The organism is Mesorhizobium sp. WSM4849 (assembly GCF_055811385.1).
The window spans coordinates 77,572-98,101 of record NZ_JBVVPW010000023.1 but is presented as its reverse complement, the minus strand read 5'-3'; the positions used below and the strand labels follow the sequence as shown (position 1 = coordinate 98,101).

At 63.0% G+C, this 20,530-nt stretch carries 19 protein-coding genes; 11 read left to right on the top strand and 8 right to left on the bottom strand.

Annotated elements, in window-relative coordinates:
• Positions 1-28: 28 nt before the first annotated feature.
• Positions 29-394, bottom strand: coding sequence for a hypothetical protein (locus tag AC0L3L_RS24425; RefSeq protein WP_473486701.1), 366 nt, complete (start codon positions 392-394; stop codon positions 29-31).
• 145 nt (positions 395-539) lie between these two features.
• Here AC0L3L_RS24425 and lptF point away from each other — a divergent pair, with 145 nt between their 5' ends.
• The 6 genes from lptF to rsmA all read left to right on the top strand — a co-directional run bounded on the left by lptF (position 540) and on the right by rsmA (position 8,313).
• On the top strand, positions 540-1,742 hold the full coding sequence (lptF, locus tag AC0L3L_RS24420; RefSeq protein WP_473486700.1) for an LPS export ABC transporter permease LptF: 1,203 nt from the start codon (positions 540-542) through the stop codon (positions 1,740-1,742).
• A gap of 16 nt (positions 1,743-1,758) precedes the next feature.
• Positions 1,759-2,841: an LPS export ABC transporter permease LptG gene (gene lptG, locus AC0L3L_RS24415; RefSeq protein WP_473486699.1), complete on the top strand. Its 1,083-nt coding sequence runs from the start codon at positions 1,759-1,761 to the stop codon at positions 2,839-2,841.
• A gap of 128 nt (positions 2,842-2,969) precedes the next feature.
• Positions 2,970-5,258, top strand: a complete 2,289-nt coding sequence (locus tag AC0L3L_RS24410) for an LPS-assembly protein LptD (protein ID WP_473486698.1) — start codon at positions 2,970-2,972, stop codon at positions 5,256-5,258.
• A 229-nt stretch (positions 5,259-5,487) separates the two neighbouring features.
• Positions 5,488-6,420 (top strand): peptidylprolyl isomerase, encoded by a 933-nt coding sequence (locus tag AC0L3L_RS24405; RefSeq protein ID WP_473639398.1) that lies wholly within the window; start codon positions 5,488-5,490, stop codon positions 6,418-6,420.
• On the top strand, positions 6,417-7,451 hold the full coding sequence (gene pdxA, locus AC0L3L_RS24400; protein WP_473486771.1) for a 4-hydroxythreonine-4-phosphate dehydrogenase PdxA: 1,035 nt from the start codon (positions 6,417-6,419) through the stop codon (positions 7,449-7,451). The genes AC0L3L_RS24405 and pdxA overlap by 4 nt, the downstream gene beginning before the upstream one ends.
• 22 nt (positions 7,452-7,473) lie before the next feature.
• The gene (gene rsmA, locus AC0L3L_RS24395; protein ID WP_473486696.1) at positions 7,474-8,313 is read left to right on the top strand and encodes a 16S rRNA (adenine(1518)-N(6)/adenine(1519)-N(6))-dimethyltransferase RsmA; all 840 of its coding nucleotides are present in this window, start codon (positions 7,474-7,476) and stop codon (positions 8,311-8,313) included.
• Positions 8,314-8,325: 12 nt separating this feature from the next.
• Here the strand turns inward: rsmA and gmk are convergent, their stop codons facing one another.
• The 7 genes from gmk to fabD all read right to left on the bottom strand — a co-directional run bounded on the left by gmk (position 8,326) and on the right by fabD (position 14,887).
• Entirely contained in the window at positions 8,326-9,000 is a 675-nt protein-coding gene (gene gmk, locus AC0L3L_RS24390) for a guanylate kinase (RefSeq protein ID WP_473486695.1), read from the bottom strand.
• A 5-nt stretch (positions 9,001-9,005) separates the two neighbouring features.
• Positions 9,006-9,896 carry a YicC/YloC family endoribonuclease gene (locus tag AC0L3L_RS24385; protein ID WP_473486694.1) on the bottom strand — a complete coding sequence of 297 codons (891 nt, stop codon included), beginning with the start codon at positions 9,894-9,896 and terminating at the stop codon, positions 9,006-9,008.
• 179 nt (positions 9,897-10,075) lie between these two features.
• Positions 10,076-11,314: an endolytic transglycosylase MltG gene (gene mltG, locus AC0L3L_RS24380; RefSeq protein WP_473639396.1), complete on the bottom strand. Its 1,239-nt coding sequence runs from the start codon at positions 11,312-11,314 to the stop codon at positions 10,076-10,078.
• A gap of 102 nt (positions 11,315-11,416) precedes the next feature.
• Positions 11,417-12,679 (bottom strand): beta-ketoacyl-ACP synthase II, encoded by a 1,263-nt coding sequence (gene fabF / locus AC0L3L_RS24375; RefSeq protein WP_473639395.1) that lies wholly within the window; start codon positions 12,677-12,679, stop codon positions 11,417-11,419.
• A gap of 34 nt (positions 12,680-12,713) precedes the next feature.
• Positions 12,714-12,950, bottom strand: coding sequence for an acyl carrier protein (locus AC0L3L_RS24370; RefSeq protein ID WP_006203723.1), 237 nt, complete (start codon positions 12,948-12,950; stop codon positions 12,714-12,716).
• A gap of 189 nt (positions 12,951-13,139) precedes the next feature.
• Positions 13,140-13,877, bottom strand: a complete 738-nt coding sequence (gene fabG / locus AC0L3L_RS24365; RefSeq protein WP_473486691.1) for a 3-oxoacyl-[acyl-carrier-protein] reductase — start codon at positions 13,875-13,877, stop codon at positions 13,140-13,142.
• A 56-nt stretch (positions 13,878-13,933) separates the two neighbouring features.
• Complete coding sequence (gene fabD / locus AC0L3L_RS24360; protein WP_473486690.1) at positions 13,934-14,887, bottom strand: ACP S-malonyltransferase; 954 nt, start codon at positions 14,885-14,887, stop codon at positions 13,934-13,936.
• A 268-nt stretch (positions 14,888-15,155) separates the two neighbouring features.
• Here fabD and AC0L3L_RS24355 point away from each other — a divergent pair, with 268 nt between their 5' ends.
• The 5 genes from AC0L3L_RS24355 (at position 15,156) to AC0L3L_RS24335 (ending at position 20,487) form a co-directional block, all read left to right on the top strand.
• Positions 15,156-17,081 carry an LTA synthase family protein gene (locus tag AC0L3L_RS24355; protein WP_473639393.1) on the top strand — a complete coding sequence of 642 codons (1,926 nt, stop codon included), beginning with the start codon at positions 15,156-15,158 and terminating at the stop codon, positions 17,079-17,081.
• Between the two features lie 301 nt (positions 17,082-17,382).
• Positions 17,383-17,877, top strand: a complete 495-nt coding sequence (gene rpsF / locus AC0L3L_RS24350) for a 30S ribosomal protein S6 (protein WP_292204681.1) — start codon at positions 17,383-17,385, stop codon at positions 17,875-17,877.
• The gene (gene rpsR, locus AC0L3L_RS24345; protein WP_006203718.1) at positions 17,877-18,125 is read left to right on the top strand and encodes a 30S ribosomal protein S18; all 249 of its coding nucleotides are present in this window, start codon (positions 17,877-17,879) and stop codon (positions 18,123-18,125) included. The genes rpsF and rpsR overlap by 1 nt, the downstream gene beginning before the upstream one ends.
• Before the next feature lie 210 nt (positions 18,126-18,335).
• On the top strand, positions 18,336-18,920 hold the full coding sequence (gene rplI, locus AC0L3L_RS24340) for a 50S ribosomal protein L9 (protein ID WP_095496637.1): 585 nt from the start codon (positions 18,336-18,338) through the stop codon (positions 18,918-18,920).
• Between the two features lie 277 nt (positions 18,921-19,197).
• Positions 19,198-20,487, top strand: a complete 1,290-nt coding sequence (locus AC0L3L_RS24335; RefSeq protein WP_473486687.1) for a class I SAM-dependent methyltransferase — start codon at positions 19,198-19,200, stop codon at positions 20,485-20,487.
• Positions 20,488-20,530: the final 43 nt, after the last annotated feature.

Below are 20,530 nucleotides of genomic sequence, written 5' to 3'. Positions count from 1 at the left end.
GGATTTTTGGGAGAGTGCCTTGGCGAAACTAGATATTTGGCTGTTTCCGATCGGAAGCACCACCCCAATTTTCAATCATTACCCCTGCCTGACGATCCTCCTGCGCGAATGCGTTGGCCTGAATTCGTGCGTTTGGCGAAGCAACCGCGAATGCTTGGCCGCATGCCGGTAAACCACAGGCCGGGCAATTTCGGGTTCGTCTCGCCGCCGTCGCAGCTACGGCGGCCAGAACCGTGATCGGCGCGACATTTGGTCGTTTTCCGGCATTTGGCAAGACTTTGCCGGAATCCGATCCCATATGGCGGATGGAATCGATGGCGATTCGTCGCGGCACGGCCCCGCTTTCCTGCCGCAACGTGTTGTTAACCATTGATGTTCGCCCTTTCTTATCCATTGCCGCCGACACTCCGGCCCACCGGAAATATCGATCTGGGACGGGAACCAGATCGAACCGCCAACGGACCGGTTGTAGAGTCGTCGCCGGGCGACTACCTTGTCTGGAGGCATGATGCCGTTCGGCAAAATCGAGAAAAGCCTTCATGAAGGTCGTTGAACGCTACATCATGCGTCGTGCGTTGGCGGTCTTCCTGGCAGCGCTCATCTGGACGCTGGCGATCGTGTGGACGACGCAGGTGCTCGCCCGCATCGACCTTGTCACCGACAGCGGGCAGTCGGCGCTGACCTTCTTCGAAGTCGCTGCGCTGATCATTCCGTCGATCGTCCCGATCGTCGTGCCTTTCGCCCTGGTGGTCGCGGTCGCCCAGACACTGAGCGCGATGAATTCGGATTCTGAGCTTGCCGTCTTGAACGCCGCGGGCGCTTCGCGCTGGACCATCGTCAGGCCGATCATGCTCCTGGCGCTGGCGGCCAGCATCTTTTCGTTTGCCGTCGACAACGGCGTCGACCCCTATGCACGACAGAAAAACCGCGAGCTGGTGGCGTCTTCGCGTGCCGATCTTCTGTCGCTGATTATCCAGGAAGGCACCTTCCGCAAGATCGATGACGGCTTGTTCCTGCAGATTGGCGAGCGGCTTCCGGACAACCGCCTTGGCGGCATTTTCGTCGCCGATTCACGCGAAGAGGGCGTCAACCTTATCTACTACGCCAAGAGCGGCGCCATCATCGATAGCGGCGACGAGAGGGTGCTGATGATGAACGACGGCGTTATCCATCGCGAAACGCTGGCCGGCGATCTTTCGGTCATCCGGTTCACCTCCTATGCCTTCGACCTGTCCGCCTTCATGTCAGCCTCATCGGACGTATTGCTCTTGCCGAAGGACCGGACGACCCAGTACCTGCTCAATCCCAGTCCGAACGACAAGATATTCCAGAAAAGGCCGAACAAGTACCTGGCCGAGCTCCACCAGCGTTTTTCCGAATGGTCCTATTCACTCGTTTTCGCGCTGATCGCGCTTGCAGTGGCGGGAGACGCGCGCTCCCATCGCGAGGCGCGCATTCATCCGCTGATCACGGCCATCGCGATTGCGCTTTTCGTGCGCTGGCTTGGTTTCTTTGCCGCCGGCAAGGCCGACAACGTTCCGCAATACACCTATATGGTCTACGGCGTCCCTATCGTGGCGTCCGCAGTCGCGACATGGTTCATCGTCTCCAACCGGACCATGGAGCTGCCGGTCGCCTGGGCCGACTGGATGACGAATTTCGCCGGCCGCTTCGGTGACGGCTGGAGCGCCCTGAAGCTCCGCTTCGCCAGGCGCGGCGCTTCTGGCCAAGGGGCCGGCTGATGGGCTGGATACGCTAATGGGCTGGACTCTGGGCAGATACTTCTTCTTCCGCTACGTGACGATCACCATCTGGTTCTTCATCGGCCTCCTGGCGCTTGTGTTCCTGATCGACTTCACCGAGCTTTCCGGCCGCACGACCGGCTTGCCGGGTTTTACCTACGGCACGGCGTTCGCCATTTCAGGGTTGCGGATGCCGATGATCATGCTGCAGACGGTGCCCTTCGTCGGCCTGTTCTCGGCGATGGCAACGCTGGTCTCGCTCAACCGCAGATATGAACTGGTCATCGCGCGTTCGGCCGGTGTGTCCGCATGGCAATTCCTGCTGCCGTGCTGCATCGGGGCGCTGCTGTTCGGGGTGTTGTCGGTCGGCGTCATCAATCCGATCGCTGCGCATGCGTTTTCCTGGTCCGAAAAAATCGAAACCCAGCTCCGCTCCGGCAAGTCGACCACCGTCTCGGCCGACGCCGAGCCCTGGATCCGGCAGAAAACCAGTTCCGGCGATACCATCATCGGCGCGCGCGCCATTCTCAATCAGGGCCTGGAGATGGCCGACGCCGTCTTCTTCGTCCTCAACCCGCAAGGCGACATCGTCGAACGCAAGGACGCGGCGCACGCCTTTTTGCGGGACGGCTACTGGGAACTGCAGGACGTCAAGGTTTTCCGGGACGGCAACATCCAGTCGGTGGCAAGCGACCGGGTGCCGACCAATCTCAAGCCCGAATTCGTGCAAGAGCGGCTGGCGCGCCCGGAAACCATTCCTTTCTATGATCTGCCCGGCAAGATCGAGGTTGCCCGCTCCTTCGGCCTCAAGGCAAATGCCTTTGCCATGCAGTTCGATTCGCTGGTGGCGCTGCCGTTCCTTCTCGTCGCCATGACGCTGATCGCCGCAACGGTGTCGATGCGATTTGCGAGGATGGGCCAATCCGCAACGATGATTCTGGGTGGCGTCCTGGCCGGGTTTCTGCTTTATGTCGTGACAGTGCTGGTCAAGGCATTCGGCGTGGCGGGATTCGTACCCACAGTCGTGGCTGCATGGGTTCCGGTTGTCGTGGCTATGTTCTTCGGGGTGACTTTCTTGCTGTACAAGGAAGACGGCTAGTGAGGGGGGCGGTTTTACGCATCCATAGGCAGGCCGGTTTGGCGCGCCTCTATGGGGCGAGCGCCTTGGCATGCCTGCTCGCTTGCGTCGTCCCGAATATCCCGGCTTTTGCCCAGGATATCAGCGACATGGCAGCCGACGTTCCCGCCGGCTCGCAAATGCTGCTGGCGGCGGATACGCTGGTCTATGACAACGACAACCAGACAGTGACGGCCGTCGGCGGCGTGCAGATCGATTACGGCGGCAACCGCCTCGTCGCCCAGCGGGTCGAATACAATCGCAACACCAAACGCCTCGTCGCCAGCGGCAATGTCGAGGTCATCAACAGCGACGGCACCAAGATCTATTCGCAGCACGTCGACATCACCGACGATTTCGCCGACGGCTTCGTCAACGCGCTGCGTGTCGAAACCGTCGACAAGGCTTATTTCGCCGCCGAAAGCGCGGAGCGCATGGGCGGCGTGTTGACGACGTTCCACAACGGCGTCTACACGGCGTGCGAGCCGTGCGAGGACAAACCGGACAAAGCGCCTACCTGGCGCATCAAGGCCAGAAAGATCATCTGGAACGGCGAAAAGAAGACGGTTCGCTTCGAGAATTCGAATTTCGAGTTCTTCGGCTTTCCGCTCGCCTATCTGCCGGCCTTCGAGATTGCCGACCCGACCGTCAAGCGCAAGAGCGGCTTCCTGATTCCAGGCATCGCCTACGAGAGCGATCTCGGCATCGGCGTCAAAGTTCCCTATTATTTCGCGCTCTCACCAACTTACGATCTCACCGTCACCGGCAGCGGCTATACCAAGCAGGGCTTCCTCGGCGAAGCCGAGTGGCGCCAGCGCTTCAACAACGGCCAGTACAGCCTGAAGATCGCCGGCATCCGGCAAGAGGATCCCGACGAGTTCATCAACAGCGACGGGCACAATGTCGATTCGGGTGCGCCCGGCGACCCGAACAAGTTTCGCGGCATGATGGGCACCAAGGGCCAGTTCGCTATCAATCCGCGCTGGGACTTCGGCTGGGATGTCCTGTTGCAGACCGACAAGAACTTCTCACGCACCTACGCCATCGAGGACTTCAACGACAGCGTGCATCGCTCCTCGATCTACCTGACCGGCCTCAACGGCCGCAACTATTTCGACGTGCGCGCCATGCGCTTCGAGGTCCAGGAAGAGACACTCCCTGACGATCCGACCGCACTCGCCGGCAAGCAGCCCTGGGTGCTGCCCTCGCTCGACTACGCCTACATCCCCGACATGGCGGTGGGCGGCGGGCAGTTGTCGTTCAATGTCAACGCGCAGACCATCAGCCGCGACAGGCTGGATACGGTCCTTGCCGATCCGAACAACAATGCATCCGTCAACAGAGTCCGCGGCATCGAGGGCCAGTCGGGCCGTCTCACCGCCGAAGCGGAATGGAAGCGCACCTTCACCACCGATGGTGGGCTGCTGCTGACGCCGCTGCTGGCGCTGCGCGGCGACGCAGGCTATGTCAATGCCTCTTCGGGATCGCTCAATGCCATCAATCAGATGGCGTCTAACCTCGGCGTCGACGACGATATGCGATCGTCGCTCGCCCGCTTCATGGCGACCGCCGGGCTGGAAATGCGTTGGCCGGTGCTGTTCTCGTCGACCAGTTCCAGCCACATCTTCGAGCCGATGGCGCAGGTGTTCGTGCGTCCGAACGAGCAATATGTCGGCGGCCTCGCTGTCCCCAACGAGGACGCGCAGAGCTTCGTCTTTGACGCCACGACATTGTTCGAGCGCGACAAGTTCTCCGGTTACGACCGCTTGGAAGGCGGCACGCGCGCCAATATCGGGCTGCGCTATTCCGGCGCCTATGACAATGGCTGGAGCACCAACGCGCTGTTCGGCCAATCCTACCAGATTGACGGCCAGAACTCCTTCGCGGCGCCGGACCTTGTCAACGTCGGCGCCGATTCGGGCCTCGAGAACGCGACCTCCGATTATGTCGGCCTTGTCGGCTTCAACAGCCCCAGGGGGCTTTCCGGCTCGGTCAGCGGCCGCTTCGACGAGCAGAGCTTCGAGGTTCGCCGCGCCGAGGTGAAGGCAGCCTATTCCGGCCTGCCGATTTCGTTCAGTGCCAAATACGCCTTCATCCAGGCGCAGCCACTCTATGGCTTCACGACCGATCGCCACGAGGTCACGCTCGGCGCGTCGACGCAACTTGCAGAGAACTGGCGTGTCTTCGGAACCGGCACCTACGATCTGGAGCAAAGCGTCCTTGTCAAGGACGGGGTCGGCTTTGCCTATAGTGATTCATGCTTCACCTACTTGATGACATTCTCGGAATCCCGCGACCTGAGCACCAAGGAAGTGTCGCAGAACATCGGTTTCAACCTGTCGTTCCGCACGCTCGGCGATTTCGGCTCGACACAAAGTTCCATCGACACTGTCCAGTAGCAGACGACTGGCCAGCAGCAGACGATCGGAACGGGCGGCCGGCCAACGCATCGGCCCGAAATCGGGAATTGATTTTCGGAAAGCACGATTCAAAGTGTCAGAGCGTATCTTGTACGTCCAAGTGGACGCACATCGCTTCTGACGACATCGTTTCGCCGCATAGGGCAGGCACGGATTCCAGCTCCCTCAAAATGGGATAGAATTGGGCCGGAACCGAGATAGAATTGGGATGCTTTCGATGAGGAAATACCTCTTTTCGGCAGGGTTCGCGCTGCTGGTGGCGGCGACCTCGGCCTCGATCACCATGATGACGCCGCCGGCTTTCGCCAGCCAGATAAAATACGTCGTCAACAACGTACCGATCACCACCGGCGACATCCAGCATCGGGCTGCCTTCCTGCGCCTGCAGCGCAAGAAAGGCGACGCCGCCGAGGAGATGATCGAGCAGACGCTGCGCGTCGCCGAAGCCAAGCGTCTCGGCATCCGCATCAGCGACGCCCAGGTCGACGCCGCCTATCAGCGCTTTGCCACGACCAACAAGATGCAGCTCAAGCAACTCGACGGCGTCATGGCGCAGTCCGGCGTCGGCAAGGAGCATTTCAAGGAATTCATCCGCTCCCAGATGGCCTGGAACCAGGCGCTGACCGCGCGCCATCGCTCCGACAGCGGCGGCGCCATGAGCGAGCAGGACGTGGTCAGGCGCATGCTCGACAATGGCGGCACCAAGCCAACCGCCATGGAGTACATGCTGCAGCAGGTCATCTTCGTCGTGCCGGCGGCCGAGCGCAGCGCGACGCTGGCCAAGCGCAAACGCGAGGCCGACGCCATGCGCGCCCGCTTCAACGGCTGCAACACCTCGCGCGAATTTGCCAAGGGCCTGATCGACGTCACCGTTCGCGATCTCGGCCGGATACTGGCGCCGCAATTGCCGCCGGACTGGGCCGACCAGATCAAGGACACCAAGGTCGGCGGCGCCACCGCCACGCGCGAAACAGACCGCGGCGTCGAGTTCATCGGCATCTGCTCGTCGCGCGAAGTGTCCGACGACAAGGCCGCCCAGATGGTGTTCCAGAGCGAAGGCTCGAGCGGCAAGGATGCCGACGAGCTCACCAAGAAGTATGTCGAGGAGTTGCGGAAGAAAGCCCGCATCGTTGAGCGCTGAAGTCGCCAGAGGCAGAGCTTCCGCTGGCGCTGAGCGCCGGTGATCCATCCGGCGTCGGGCCGGAAATCGCCATTGCTGCCTGGCAGGCGCGCGACAGCGCCGGTGTGCCGCCCTTCTATCTTATCGCCGATCCGGCGTTGATCGCCGCACGGGCGCGCCTGCTCGGCGCCGATGTGCCAATCACGGAGACAATGCCAGCCGAAGCGGCGCGCGTCTTTACACGCGCGCTGCCCATCATGCCGCTTGCCATCCGCTTCGTCGACAGCCCCGGCCGGCCGGACCCAGCCAACGCCGCCGGCATCATCGAGGCGATCGACCGCGCTGTTGACGACTGCCTTGGCGGCCGCGCAGCAGCAGTCGTCACGTGCCCGATCGCCAAGAAGCCGCTCTACGATGCCGGCTTCCATTTCCCCGGCCACACCGAATATCTGGCGCATCTGGCGACGCTCCACACCGGCGCAGATGCGATGCCGGTGATGATGATCGCCGGTCCCGAGTTGCGCACGGTTCCGGTCACCATCCACATTGCGCTGCGCGAGGTGCCGAAAACGCTGACGACGGAGTTGATCGTCGCGACCGCCCGCATCACCGCCGCCGACCTCGAACACCGCTTCGGCATCGCCAAGCCGCGGCTTGCCATTGCCGGCCTCAATCCGCATGCCGGCGAAGGCGGCGCGATGGGCGCCGAGGACGAGCGCATCATCCGCCCGGCGGTCGACAGGCTGAGGGCGGAGGGCATCGACGCCTTCGGGCCGCTGCCGGCCGACACGCTGTTCCATGCCCGCGCCCGAGCCGGCTACGATGTGGCGCTGTGCATGTATCACGACCAGGCGCTGATCCCGGCCAAGGCGCTGGCCTTCGACGAGGCGGTCAACGTCACGCTCGGCCTACCCTTCATCCGCACCTCACCGGATCACGGCACCGCCTTCGATATCGCCGGCAAGGGCATAGCCCGGGCCGACAGCCTGATCGCGGCGCTAAGGCTCGCCCGCAGGCTTGCCGACACCGGGACGAGGGCTGCCGCCGCATGAGCCTGTGCACGAGAGCGGTCGCATGAGCATCGACGGGCTGCCGCCGTTGCGCACGGTGATCGAACGCCATGGGCTGCAGGCGAAAAAGGCGCTCGGCCAGAATTTCCTGCTCGACCTCAACCTGACCGGCAAGATCGCGCGCGCCGCCGGCGACCTGAAGGACGCCACGGTGATCGAGGTCGGTCCGGGTCCCGGCGGCCTGACCCGGGCGCTGCTTTCCCACGGCGCCGGTCGGGTCATCGCCATCGAGCGCGACGAGCGCTGCCTGGCAGCGCTCGCGGAGGTGTCAGATCACTATCCGGGCCGTTTGGAGATCATTGCCGGCGATGCGCTGAAGACGGATTTTGCAGCGCTTGCCAAAGGGGCACATGGGGGCAATGGATCTGTGAGGATCGTCGCCAACCTGCCCTACAATATCGGCACCGAACTTTTGATACGCTGGCTGACCGTCGCCGAGTGGCCGCCCTTCTACGCATCGATGACGCTGATGTTCCAGCGCGAGGTGGCCGAGCGCATCGTCGCCCGCCCCGGCAGCGATGCCTATGGCCGGCTGGGCGTGCTGGCAGGCTGGCGGACGGAGGCAAAAATCGCTTTCGACGTGCCGCCGCAAGCGTTCACGCCGCCGCCCAAGGTTGTGTCGTCGGTGGTGCATCTGGTGCCGCGGGCGAGTCCCCTGCCCGCCGAGGTCAAGAAGCTCAGCCGCGTCACCGAAGCGGCCTTCGGCCAGCGCCGCAAAATGCTGCGGCAGAGCGTCAAGAGCCTCGGCGGCGAAGCCCTGCTCAGCCGCGCCGGCATCGATCCGACGCGGCGGGCGGAAACCTTGAGCGTCGAGGAATTCGTGCGACTGACCAACGCGGTGTGATTGCGCCGGCCCCTAGTCCGTCTTCTCGTCGAGCAACGCCGAGACGAAATCGAACAGGCCGGGCCGGCGATCGCGTCTGAGCCGCTCGGCGGTGACGATGCCGCGCACTTCGGCGAAGGCACGGTCGAGATCGTCGTTGATGATGACGAAATCATATTCCTTCCAGTGCTCGATCTCGTTGCGGGCGTTCTTCAGACGCGTCTCGATCACCGATTCCTGGTCCTCGGCGCGGCGCTTCAGCCGCGCCTTCAATTCTTTCATCGAGGGCGGCAGGATGAAAATCGAGACGATGTCGGCGCGCATCTTCTCCTTGAGCTGCTGGGCGCCCTGCCAGTCGATGTCGAACAGCATGTCGCGGCCCTGTGCCAGCGCCAGTTCGGCCGGTTCACGCGGCGTCGCATAGCAATTGCCATGCACTTCGGCCCATTCGAGCAGTTCGTCTGAATCGCGCAGCCGCTCGAACTCGCGCATGGTGCGGAAATGATAGTGGACGCCCTCGATCTCGCTGCCGCGGCGTGGCCGCGTGGTGACGGAGACCGACAGTTCGAGACTGGAATCGCTCTCCAGAAGATTGCGCGCGATCGTCGACTTGCCGGCGCCGGACGGCGACGACAGCACGAGCATCAGACCCCGGCGGCGAATGCGGGAACCCAAATCCCTGGCAACCATAGGCTCCTTGGCAACCATCAGGGTTACTCCAGATTCTGGACCTGTTCGCGAAACTGGTCGACCACCGCCTTCAGCTCCAGCCCTATGGCGGTGACACCAGCGGCGTTCGACTTCGAACACAGCGTATTCGATTCGCGGTTGAATTCCTGCGCCAGAAAATCGAGCTTGCGGCCGATGGCGCCGCCGCCTGCCAGCAGCACCCGGCCGGACGCCACATGCGTCTTCAGCCGATCGATCTCCTCGCGGATGTCGGCCTTGGTGGCCAGGAACGCCGCTTCCATATGCAACCGGCTGGCGTCGAGATTGGCGGAGGCATCCATCAGCAGCCGAACCTGCTCGGCAATCCGTTCGCGGATCACCGCCGGCTCGCGCGACGGATCGGCCTCGGCGCGCAGCGTCAGCGCCTCGATAGCGTCGATATGGCCGGACAGTAGCGAGCGCAGGGCGGCGCCCTCGCCCTGGCGTGCCTGCTCCAGCCCGCCCAGCGCCACTTCGAGCGCCGAGAGAATTGCGCTGTCGAGCACCGCCCGCGCCTCTTCGGTTTCGGTGGTTTCGGGGATGTCGAGCACGCCGCGTAGCGAAAGCAGCCCGTCGGCTGTCGCAGGCGCTGCGCCGAACTGCTCCTGCAGCCGCTTGGCCAGCCGTGCCAGATCCCTAAGGAAGACCTCGTTGACCACTGGCTGCGCCTGCTGGCCGGCGGCGCGGCCGACGGTCAGCGTTGCCTGGAAATTGCCGCGCGCAAAGCGCTTTTGCACCGTCTGCCTGACGGCCGGCTCCAGTCGCTCGAGGCCCTGCGGCAGCCGCAGCCTGACCTCGACGCTCTTGCCGTTGACCGACTTGACCTCCCAGGCGATCGACGTGCCGTCATGTTCGGCGACGGCCCGCGCAAAACCGGTCATGCTCTGCAAATTCATAATGCCCTTGCTTCCCCCTGGCGCATGATCCCGGAAGCGGTTCCGGGCCAGATCATGCGCGGCTTCAAAATGCCGGAGCGCCTCTTCGCGCCGGATCGGACGCAGACGCTCCTGATCTCAAAATCAGCACGTCCGCTGCCGTCAACGAATCGGAGGGACGATCCCAGAACCGTCCGGCGCTACTGCGGCGCCGCTCCCGCATCGCCATCGCCGCCGTCAACCGGCGCATCGGTCTGACCTTCCACCTTGGCGGCGTCGGCCTTGGCAGCACCGGCCTTGGCGGATTCGTCGGCCAGCTTCTTCTGCAGCGCCCGGTAACGGGCGACGTTCTCATTGTGCTCGGCGAGCGTCGCGGCAAAGACGTGACCGCCGGTGCCGTCGGCGACGAAATAGAGGTCGTCGGTCTTCGACGGGTTGGCTACCGCCTCCAGCGCCGCACGGCCGGGATTGGCGATCGGCGTCGGCGGCAGGCCATTGATCAGATAGGTGTTGTAGGGCGTCGGCTTCTTGATGTCCGACTGGTAGATCGGGCGGTCGGCGGGTTTGCCCTTGCCGCCGAACAGACCGTAGATAATGGTCGGATCGGACTGCAGCCGCATGCCCTTGGCCAGCCGGTTGAGGAAGACGGCGGCGACCCGTGAGCGTTCGTCGCCCTTGCCCGTCTCCTTCTCGACGATCGAAGCCAGGATGACGAAGTCGTCGACATTGGCCAGAGGCAGATCGGGGGCGCGCCGCTGCCAGACATCCTCGACCAGCTTCTTCTGATCCGCCAAAAGCTTCTCGACCATCTGCTGGCGTGTCGCGCCGCGGGTGAAACGCAGCGTGTCGGTGGCAAGGCTGCCCTCGGGTGGAATGGTCGCCGGCATATCGCCGTCGAGCGCTGCCTGATCGGCGATGCGCTGCAGCGCCTGCTCGACCGTCAGTCCCTCGGGGACGGTCAGCGAATACATCACCGACTTGCCGCTCTTCAGCAACTCCATGATGTCGCGCATGGAGGCCTGCGGCTTGATCTCGTATTCGCCGGCCTTCAGTTCCGAATCATTGCCAAAGGCACGCACGCCAAGGCGGAAGATGCGCGCGTCGCTGATCAGTCCGCGCCGCTCGAGCTGCTCTGCAATTTCCTGGACGCCGGTGTTCGGCTTGACCAGGAAGGTGTCGGCATTGGCCGACGGGCCGGGCTCGTTGAATTCCTGCTTGCCGAAATACAATGCAAAACCGGCCGCCAGAACCAACAGCATCACCAAGGAGATGACGAAGTTCATAAACACGACGAACTGGCTGCGCGAGGCGCGCGAGCGCTTGGGCGGCGGCGTGCCGGCTTCAGGCCGCAATGCTTCGCTGGCCGTCTTCGGCATGATCGGACCCGACGGTGCGGACCGTTGCCCGAATTCCCCATTGTCCGCCGAATTTGTGCTCATGGCGCCCTACCGTTTGATCGTGCAACGAATCCCCTTGGGCACAGTAGGGGCGAATATGGCAAAATTGACGGCACGCATAGACCGTGCCGGTCGGCGGACCGGTCAGCCATTGTAGCGCTGGAAGACCAGCGAGGCGTTGGTGCCGCCGAAGCCGAAGGAATTGGACAGCGCCACGTCGACCTGGCGGGCGCGCGGCTTGTGCGGCACCAGGTCGATCGCCGTTTCGCGCTCCGGGTTGTCGAGATTGATGGTGGCCGGCGCGATGTTGTCGCGAATGGCGAGGATCGAAAAGATCGCCTCGGCGGCGCCCGCCGCACCCAGGAGATGGCCTATCGACGACTTGGTCGACGACATCGATATTTTCGACGCGGCATTGCCTACCAGCCGCTCGACGGCGCCGAGCTCGATCGTGTCGGCCATGGTCGAGGTGCCGTGCGCGTTGATGTAGTCGACGTCTGCGGGCGTCAGCTTGGCCCGGTTCAGCGCCGCAACCATGCAGCGGAAGGCGCCGTCGCCATCTTCGGCCGGCGCGGTGATGTGATAGGCATCGCCGGTCAGGCCGTAACCGGTGACCTCGGCATAGATCTTGGCGCCGCGTGCCTTGGCGTGTTCCAGTTCCTCCAAAATGACGACGCCGGCGCCTTCGCCCATGACGAAGCCGTCGCGGTCGCGGTCATAGGGACGCGAGGCCGTTTCCGGAGCGTCGTTGCGGTCGGTGGACAGCGCACGGCAGGCTGCGAAACCGGCGATCGACAGCCGCGTCACCGGCGCCTCGGTGCCGCCCGCGACCATCACGTCGGCATCGCCCCACATGATCAGCCGAGCGGCGTCGCCGATGGCATGCGCGCCGGTGGAGCAAGCGGTGACGACGGCGTGGTTGGGGCCTTTCAGCCCATGCCGGATCGAAACCTGGCCGGAGACGAGATTGATGATCTGGCCGGGGATGAAGAACGGGCTGATGCGGCGCGGTCCGCGCTCCTTCAGGATCAACGCGTTCTCGGCGATGCCTTCGATGCCGCCGATGCCGGAGCCGATCAGCACGCCGGTGGCGCACTGTCCCTCATGCGTCTTCGGTGCCCACCCCGAATCCTTCAGCGCCTCGTCGGCGGCCGCGAGCCCGTAGAGGATGAAGTCGCCGATCTTGCGCAGTTCCTTCGGCTCGAGAACGGCCTCGGGATTGAAGGTGGCGTCCTCACCATTACCGCGCGGAATGACGTGGGCGACCTTACAGGCAAGATCCTCCACCTCGAACTCGGTGATGCGCTTGGCTGCGCTGCGGCCGGTAAGAAGCTCCTTCCAGCCATGCTCGAAGCCTACGCCGAAGGGCGAAAGCAGCCCAAGGCCCGTGACGACGACACGCCTCATCGCAGGTCCTCCTCGGTGATGACTGCAAATAGCGTCAGGCAGAAGCCTTATCGATGTACTTCACCGCATCGCCAACAGTCAGGATGGTTTCGGCCGCATCGTCCGGGATCTCGACGCCGAATTCTTCTTCGAACGCCATGACGAGTTCGACCGTGTCGAGACTGTCCGCGCCCAGATCATCGATGAAGCTCGCCTGCTCCGTCACCTTGTCGGCATCGACGCCAAGGTGCTCGATAACGATCTTCTTGACGCGCTCTGCGGTGTCACTCATTTGGGCATCCTCGTCTTTTGTTTGTCTGTCTTCGTTAGCGGGCAGAATGCCGCTAATCAAGCTGAAAGATGGTCCGGCCGGAAACGCAACACCACCGGGCCGGTTTTTGCCCGAACCGCCGGGTTGCGGGCCGCATTACACGAAAATCGGCCTGGGTCCAAGGCGAAAAGGGGTGTTTTCCCGCAACTGTCAAATCATCGCCATGCCGCCATTCACGTGAATGGTCTGGCCGGTGACATAGGCAGCTTCGTTGGAAGCGAGGTAGGCGACGGCGGAAGCGACTTCGGCGCTGGTGCCCATGCGCCGTGTCGGGATCGCTGCCATGATCGCCTCTTTCTGCTTGTCGTTGAGCTTGTCGGTCATCGCCGATTCGATGAAGCCCGGAGCGACGCAGTTGACGGTGATGTTGCGGGTGGCGATCTCCTGCGCCAGCGACTTGGAAAAGCCGATCATGCCGGCCTTGGAGGCGCAGTAATTGGTCTGGCCGGGATTGCCGGTGACGCCAACCACAGAGGTGATGTTGATGATGCGGCCATGCCGGCGCCGCATCATCGGATGGGTCAGTTCGCGGGTCAGCCGGAACACGGCGGTCAGATTGACTTCGAGCACCGTATCCCAGTCGGCGTCCGCCATGCGTACGAACAGACCGTCCTTGGTGATGCCGGCATTGTTGACGAGAATGTCGACGCCTTCGAGATCGGCCTCGACCTGCTGGCCGAGCGCCTTGACCTCGTCGCGATTGGAAAGGTTCGCCGGGAACAGCTTGACCCGCTCGCCGAGCTCGGCCGCCAGCGTCTCCAGCTTTTCGACGCGGGTGCCGTGCAGGCCGACAACGGCGCCCTGCGCATGCAGCACCCTGGCGATAGCCTCGCCGATGCCTCCCGATGCGCCTGTGACGAGCGCCTTGCGGCCGGTCAATTCGAACATGTCTTGTCTCCTGATCTAAGAGAACACCCTACACGGGTGGGGTCAAATCTCGGCGGTTATGCGAGCGCCGCCAGCGCCGCCTCGACATCCGCCGCCGTGCCGACAGCGCCGGTGGCGATATCGCGGTTGATGCGCCGCGCCAGTCCCGACAGCACCTTGCCGGCGCCCACCTCGTAAAGTGTCGCAATGCCATTTGCGCCGAACCACTCCACCGTTTCGCGCCAGCGCACGCGGCCGGTCACCTGTTCGACCAGGCGGCGGGCGATTGCGTCCGGATCGCTGGACGGGGTGACCGACACGTTAGAGACTACGGCCACCAACGGCGCGTTCTTCGTGACCTCGGCCAGCGCATTGCGCATGACCTTGGCCGCCGGTGCCATAAGCGCCGAATGGAAAGGTGCCGAGACCTGCAGCATCAGCGCCCGCTTGGCGCCTTTATCCGTGCACAGCCTCGCCGCCAGTTCGACCGCCGCCCTGGCGCCGGAGATCACCAGTTGGCCACCGCCATTGTCGTTGGCAATCTGGCAAACTGAATCTTTGGCTGAACCTTTGGCCGCTTCAGCGCAGGCGTCTTCGACATCGGCCTGTTCCAGCCCGATGATCGCCGCCATGGCGCCCTCGCCGGCCGGCACTGCCGCCTGCATGGCATTGCCGCGGATACGCAAGAGCCGGGCGGCATCGGCGACCGAAACGAAACCGGCGGCGGCAAGCGCCGAATATTCGCCGAGCGAATGGCCGGCGACATAGGCGACCTTGTCCTTCAGCGAGAAGCCGCGCGATTCCAGCGCCCGGATCGCGGCAAGTGACACAGCCATCAGCGCCGGCTGGGCATTGGCGGTCAGCGTCAGCGTCTCTTCCGGCCCTTCCCAGATCAGCTTCGACAGGTTTTCGCCGAGCGCGTCGTCGACCTCTTCGAAGATCTTCCGCGATTCCGGAAAGGCGTCGGCGAGGTCCTTGCCCATGCCGACAGCTTGGCTGCCCTGTCCCGGAAAGGTGAATGCAACGGCCATGTGTGGCTCCCAACCGGCTGATTTTTTCCTGCCTGTGACGCAAGGCGGGCGGGCAAGTCAAGTCCGGTATCGGCCCGACCCGGGCCACTCCGGCTCGGTATTGCTGGCCGAGTACCTGTTCCAAAAGGCTTTTTATCGATCACTCATGATGAAAATCGCTCACGATTCGTTTGCTGGCTCTTCTTATTTCAGCCACAGGCGCTAGCTTTTCGTGACATATCGATGACAGCTCAATGACGCTTTTGTGTATGGTCGGGGGAATTGTAAGGTGGCAAGGACTAGGAAGGGCGCTGGCAAAGCCGCGCCACAGTTTCTGGAAGGCGATCCGGCCACCGGCTATCTGCCGGGCCGGAAATGGCCTGTTATCCGTTATGGCCTCGTCAGCCTTCTCGCCGCCACCATCCTGGTTTTTGCGATCGAACTGATCGTGCGCGGCGACTTTGCCGGTACCGTCGCATTCTTCCTGCAGCCCTTCAAGCCGGGCTGGACCACCATCATCATCTTCGCGCTGATTCTGATCGGCCTCGACGCAGTGCTCGGCCGCAGCCACCAGAGCCTGATTATCGTCGCGCCGCTGACCCTGGCGCTGGCCTTCGTCGGCCATCAGAAATCGCTTTATCTCGGCGATCCGCTCTATCCGACCGATTTCCTCTATTCACGCCAGATCGTAGCGCTGATGCCGCTTCTGGTGCGCGAACGTCCGGGAACCGCCATCGCTCTGGCGGTCGGCATCGTTGGCAGCCTCTCGCTGCTCGTTTATGGCTGGCGGCTGTGGCGCCGCCGGGTACCGGCGCTCGGTCGCAAGGGGCGGCTGGCCAGGCTGACGCTGACCGTGCCGCTGCTCGCCTTCTTCGTGTCGATCATGGATTACGCGACGTTCTCGTGGACCCGCGACCGGCTGCAAATCATCCCGATCATGTGGGACCAGAAGGAAAATTACGCCTCCAACGGCTTCGCACTGGCCTTCGCGCTCAACGTGCCGATGGCCCATGTCCCCGCGCCTGCCGGCTACTCCGACAAAGCGATCGCGGCGATCGAAAGGCCTGATGTGAAGGCATCGGTACCGACCGAGAAGCCAGATATCATCATCGTCATGAGCGAATCCTTCTGGGATCCGACCGAACTGCCCGGCGTCACCATCACGCCCGATCCGATTCCCAACGTGCGGGCGCTGCGCTCTGGCCACGTATTCTCGCCCGAATTCGGCGGCATGACCGCCAATGTCGAGTTCGAGGCGCTGACCGGCCTTTCCAACGCCTTCCTGCCGGCCGGCAGCATCCCCTACCAGCAATATGTCCGCGCGCCGGTGCCGTCGATGGCAACGTTCCTGAAGAGCCAGGGCTATGAGACGCGCGCCATCCATCCGGGCACAAGCTGGTTCTGGAACCGAACGCCGGTCTATGCGGAGTTCGGCTTCGATGACTTCAAGTCCGAAGAAAACATGCCGTATCTCGAAAAGCGCGGGCCGCTAGCGTCGGACGCGGCAATGACCGACGAGATCATCCGCGAAGCCGACGCCACGGACAATCCGTTCTTCTACTTCGCCGTCAGCCTGCAAAACCACGGACCCTACGAACCGAATCGCTACTACAATCCGACCCACAAGGTGCAGGCTCCGACCAGCCAGTGGGCAAAGGATTCGCTGCTGAGCTTCACGGAAGGCGCATCCGACGCCGACAAGAGCCTCGAGCGCCTTGTCGAATGGGCGAAGAACCGGCGGCGACCGACGGTTATCGCCTTCTTCGGCGACCATCTGCCGCCGCTCGGTCCTGTCTATGTCGAGACCGGCTTCCTCAAGGATAACGTCGCGCCACGCAAGGAGCCGCCCGACCAGATGCTGCTGCATCACCGAACACCGCTGATCGTATGGTCCAACCGCACCGGTCCGGTCGCGGACATGGCCACTGTCAGTCCAGTCTTTCTGCCCTACCATGTCCTGACCACGGCCGGGATCAGCCACCCCTATTACACCGGCTTCCTCGGCCAGATGCGCGAGCGCTACAGCGTCGTCGACCGCAATTTGTTGATGACGCCGGCGGGCGAGGCCACGCCGGACTGGGCGCGCAAGAAGAAAATCGACCCGGCCATTCGCGATTTCCGTCTGCTGCAATACGACATGATGTTCGGCAAGCGCCGCGCAGCGCCCGATTTCTTCCCGGAAACGGTGAAGAAGCTCGTTCCGCATACAAGCTGAAGATGCCGCGACATGTCGCCCTCGCGGCGGCGGATTTTCGGCTCGCCCTTGCCTTGCGGCCAAATTCCTGTATAGACGCCCGCAATCTGCCGGTCCTTGCTGGGGGCTGAACGGAGGGCCGGAGGTTTTTTCGAAACCTTCGTGTGGAGCCAGAAGCGCTTCCGCCTCCCGTGTCTCCGCTCTCGACCGTCTCGTCATGCTCCTTTCTTCCCCGCCCCTTAGGGATCGGCGGGTCAGAGAAGTTGCAGAGGCTTTTGCCGCCGGGAACCGGGAGAGAAACGAAGAAAGGCAATAGAACAATATGGCTCTTTACGAACATGTGTTTCTTGCCCGGCAGGACCTCTCGCAGCAGCAGGTCGATGCGCTTGTCGAACAGTACAAGGGCGTCATCTCCGCGAATGGCGGGTCCGTCGGCCGGGTCGAGAACTGGGGACTGAAGTCCCTCACCTACCGGGTCAACAAGAACCGGAAGGCATACTACACGCTGATGGACATCACCTGCCCGCCGGCCGCACTCAACGAGATGGAGCGTCAGATGGGCCTGTCCGAGGATGTGCTGCGCTTCCTCACCATCAAGGTCGATGCGCATGAGGAAGGCCCGTCGGCGATGATGCAGAAGCGCGAGGAGCGCTCGGAACGCGGCGGCTTCGGCGACCGTGACCGCGGCCCGCGCTCGTTCGGCGACCGCGATCGCGGCGACCGTGGCGATCGCCCGCCGCGCAGCTTCGGTGGCGACGCCGGTGCAGAACGTGGTCCGCGCCGTCCGCGCGAAGGTGTTGAAGGGGGTGCAGAATAATGGTCGACATCAACCAGATCCCGACCCGGCGCCCGTTCCACCGCCGCCGCAAGACCTGCCCGTTCTCCGGCGCCAACGCGCCCAAGATCGACTACAAGGACGTACGTCTGCTGCAGCGCTACATTTCCGAGCGCGGTAAGATCGTGCCGTCGCGCATCACCGCCGTCAGCCAGAAGAAGCAGCGCGAGCTCGCCAAGGCGATCAAACGCGCCCGCTTCCTCGGCCTGCTGCCCTACGTGGTTCGCTAGCACTCTTTCAGCGGGCGGTTCGCCGCCCGCTTTTCCCACGGCGACGGGCGCCGCGGGGTTGCCATCAAATCCCGGGTTGAGGTGAAGACCTCTAACTGCCGCGACAGGCAGGACAGCGACACAGGCGGCGACGCCCTCAGCTTCCTGACCTGTTCCAAACAATTCGGCGTCGATGCCAGCGATTTGGCGCCCAAACGAAGGAACAAAACCATGGACGTCATTCTTCTCGAGCGCGTTTCCCGCCTCGGTCAGATGGGCGATACCGTCAAGGTCAAGGATGGATTCGCCCGCAACTTCCTGCTGCCGCAGGGCAAGGCGCTGCGCGCCAACGAAGCCAACAAGAAGAAATTCGAAGGCCAGCGCGCCCAGCTCGAAGCCCGCAACCTCGAGCGCAAGTCCGAGGCCATGCAGATTTCGGAAAAGCTCGACGGCAAGAGCTTCATCGCGGTGCGTTCGGCCGGCGAAACCGGCCAGCTCTACGGCTCGGTGTCGACCCGCGACATCGCCGAGTTGCTGACGGCTGAAGGTTTCTCGGTCAACCGCAACCAGATCCTGCTCAACCAGCCGATCAAGACCATCGGCCTTACCAATGTGGCGATCGCGCTGCATCCGGAAGTCGAGGTCACCATCACGCTAAACATCGCCCGCACGGCCGACGAAGCCGAGCGCCAGGCCAAGGGCGAGACGCTGACCACCGCCGAAGCCATCTATGGCGAAGACATCAACGACAATGCCCGCCCGGACAACTTCTTCGACCCCAATGCCGAGTTCGAAGGCGGCGAAGACAACGGCTGATTGCACGTCACAAGCGTCAGAGCGGCGCTTTAAAACGTTTCGTCGGCTTCCAGTCATTTCTGGACCAATGCCCGGGCCCCTCGCCTGGGCATTTTTGTGCCAAAAGGAACTTTTCGAACCCCTATATGTTGAGGCAGACTAAAGCGCCGCGCGTCCTTTGGACGCGGAAAGGATTCTGTAGAACTTTGGTTTGGCGCATGATCCTTTCCGAAAATCGATTTCGATTTTCGGGGTCATGCGCCAAGACAGCGTGTCTGACCGAGAGGGGACATTGGTCATGAATATTCTGCTGAAACGCATTCTCGACCGCCTGGTGCGCACCGGCAATCTCAAAGTCACCGGACCGAAAGGCCTCTCGGTGATCTTCGGCGACGGCAGCGGCGATCTGGTGCACATGCACATCAAGACCGCGCATGCCGAGCGCGCCATCACCTTCGATCCGATGCTGGCGGTGCCGGAAGCCTATATGGACGGTGAACTCGACATACTCGAGGGCGGCGTGCTGGGGGTGATGCGCATCGCCTTCCAGAACATGGGTAGCGGCGGCATCGACGCCACCTGGTCGAAGGCGATCGAGGGCCTGCGCCACGCCTTCCGCCGCCTGCAGCAGATCAACACGGCGGCGCGCGCGCGCCGTAACGTGCAGCGCCACTATGATTTGTCGGGCGACCTCTACCGGCTCTTCCTCGACGAGGACATGCAGTATTCCTGCGCCTATTTCGAGCAACCGGACATGACGCTCGATGAGGCCCAGGCCGCCAAGAAGCGCCACATCGCCGCCAAGCTCAGGCTGAAGGCCGGCCAGACGGTGCTCGACATCGGCTCCGGCTGGGGCGGGCTCGGCATCTATCTCGCCAAGTCCTTCGACGTCGACGTGCAAGGTGTGACGTTGTCGACCGAACAGCATGGCGTCGCCACCGACCGCGCCCATGCGCAGGGGCTGGAAAACCGCGTGCATTTCGAAGTGAGGGATTATCGCGAGCTCAACGAGCGCTTCGACCGCATCGTCTCGGTCGGCATGTTCGAGCATGTCGGCGTCAACCACTACCGCACCTTCTTCGACAAATCGGCGACGCTTTTGAAGCCGGACGGCGTCATGCTGCTGCACACGATCGGCCGCTCCGGCGCGCCGTGGGCAACCAGCGCCTTCATCCGCAAATACATCTTTCCCGGCGGCTACATACCCTCGCTCTCTGAAGTAATGCCTGCGATCGAAAAGTCGGGCCTCATCGTCACCGACATCGAAATCCTGCGGCTACATTATGCCGAGACGCTGAGGCATTGGAGCGAGCGCTTCGCCGCCAATCGCGACAGGGCCAAGGCGATCTATGACGAGCGTTTCTGCCGCATGTGGGAGTTCTACCTGGGGGCCTCGGAAGCAGCCTTCCGCTGGCAGGATCTGGTGATCTTCCAGATCCAGATTGCCAAGAAGAACGACACGCTGCCGATGTCTCGCGACTATATGGCTAAATGCGAGAAGGCGCTGGAGATGCGCGACATGGGACATCGCCCAAAAGCCCCTGCCGCCAAGCCCGCGCGGCGCCGCAAGGTGGCTGATACGGAATAGACTGTCGACGATCACGCCATTGCCGCTTGCCATTGCCGGCCCG

What these genes read in the sequence shown, in the direction of transcription:
- AC0L3L_RS24425 (WP_473486701.1), bottom strand. Translation starts at nt 394, where the DNA reads ATGGATAAGAAAGGGCGAACATCAATGGTTAACAACACGTTGCGGCAG.
- AC0L3L_RS24370 (WP_006203723.1), bottom strand. Translation starts at nt 12,950, where the DNA reads ATGAGTGACACCGCAGAGCGCGTCAAGAAGATCGTTATCGAGCACCTT.
- mltG (WP_473639396.1), bottom strand. Translation starts at nt 11,314, where the DNA reads ATGAGCACAAATTCGGCGGACAATGGGGAATTCGGGCAACGGTCCGCA.
- AC0L3L_RS24335 (WP_473486687.1), top strand. Translation starts at nt 19,198, where the DNA reads ATGAATATTCTGCTGAAACGCATTCTCGACCGCCTGGTGCGCACCGGC.
- rpsF (WP_292204681.1), top strand. Translation starts at nt 17,383, where the DNA reads ATGGCTCTTTACGAACATGTGTTTCTTGCCCGGCAGGACCTCTCGCAG.
- AC0L3L_RS24385 (WP_473486694.1), bottom strand. Translation starts at nt 9,896, where the DNA reads ATGAATTTGCAGAGCATGACCGGTTTTGCGCGGGCCGTCGCCGAACAT.
- lptG (WP_473486699.1), top strand. Translation starts at nt 1,759, where the DNA reads ATGGGCTGGACTCTGGGCAGATACTTCTTCTTCCGCTACGTGACGATC.
- rplI (WP_095496637.1), top strand. Translation starts at nt 18,336, where the DNA reads ATGGACGTCATTCTTCTCGAGCGCGTTTCCCGCCTCGGTCAGATGGGC.
- fabF (WP_473639395.1), bottom strand. Translation starts at nt 12,679, where the DNA reads ATGAGGCGTGTCGTCGTCACGGGCCTTGGGCTGCTTTCGCCCTTCGGC.
- gmk (WP_473486695.1), bottom strand. Translation starts at nt 9,000, where the DNA reads ATGGTTGCCAAGGAGCCTATGGTTGCCAGGGATTTGGGTTCCCGCATT.
- fabD (WP_473486690.1), bottom strand. Translation starts at nt 14,887, where the DNA reads ATGGCCGTTGCATTCACCTTTCCGGGACAGGGCAGCCAAGCTGTCGGC.
- fabG (WP_473486691.1), bottom strand. Translation starts at nt 13,877, where the DNA reads ATGTTCGAATTGACCGGCCGCAAGGCGCTCGTCACAGGCGCATCGGGA.
- AC0L3L_RS24410 (WP_473486698.1), top strand. Translation starts at nt 2,970, where the DNA reads ATGGCAGCCGACGTTCCCGCCGGCTCGCAAATGCTGCTGGCGGCGGAT.
- rsmA (WP_473486696.1), top strand. Translation starts at nt 7,474, where the DNA reads ATGAGCATCGACGGGCTGCCGCCGTTGCGCACGGTGATCGAACGCCAT.
- lptF (WP_473486700.1), top strand. Translation starts at nt 540, where the DNA reads ATGAAGGTCGTTGAACGCTACATCATGCGTCGTGCGTTGGCGGTCTTC.
- AC0L3L_RS24405 (WP_473639398.1), top strand. Translation starts at nt 5,488, where the DNA reads ATGCTTTCGATGAGGAAATACCTCTTTTCGGCAGGGTTCGCGCTGCTG.
- rpsR (WP_006203718.1), top strand. Translation starts at nt 17,877, where the DNA reads ATGGTCGACATCAACCAGATCCCGACCCGGCGCCCGTTCCACCGCCGC.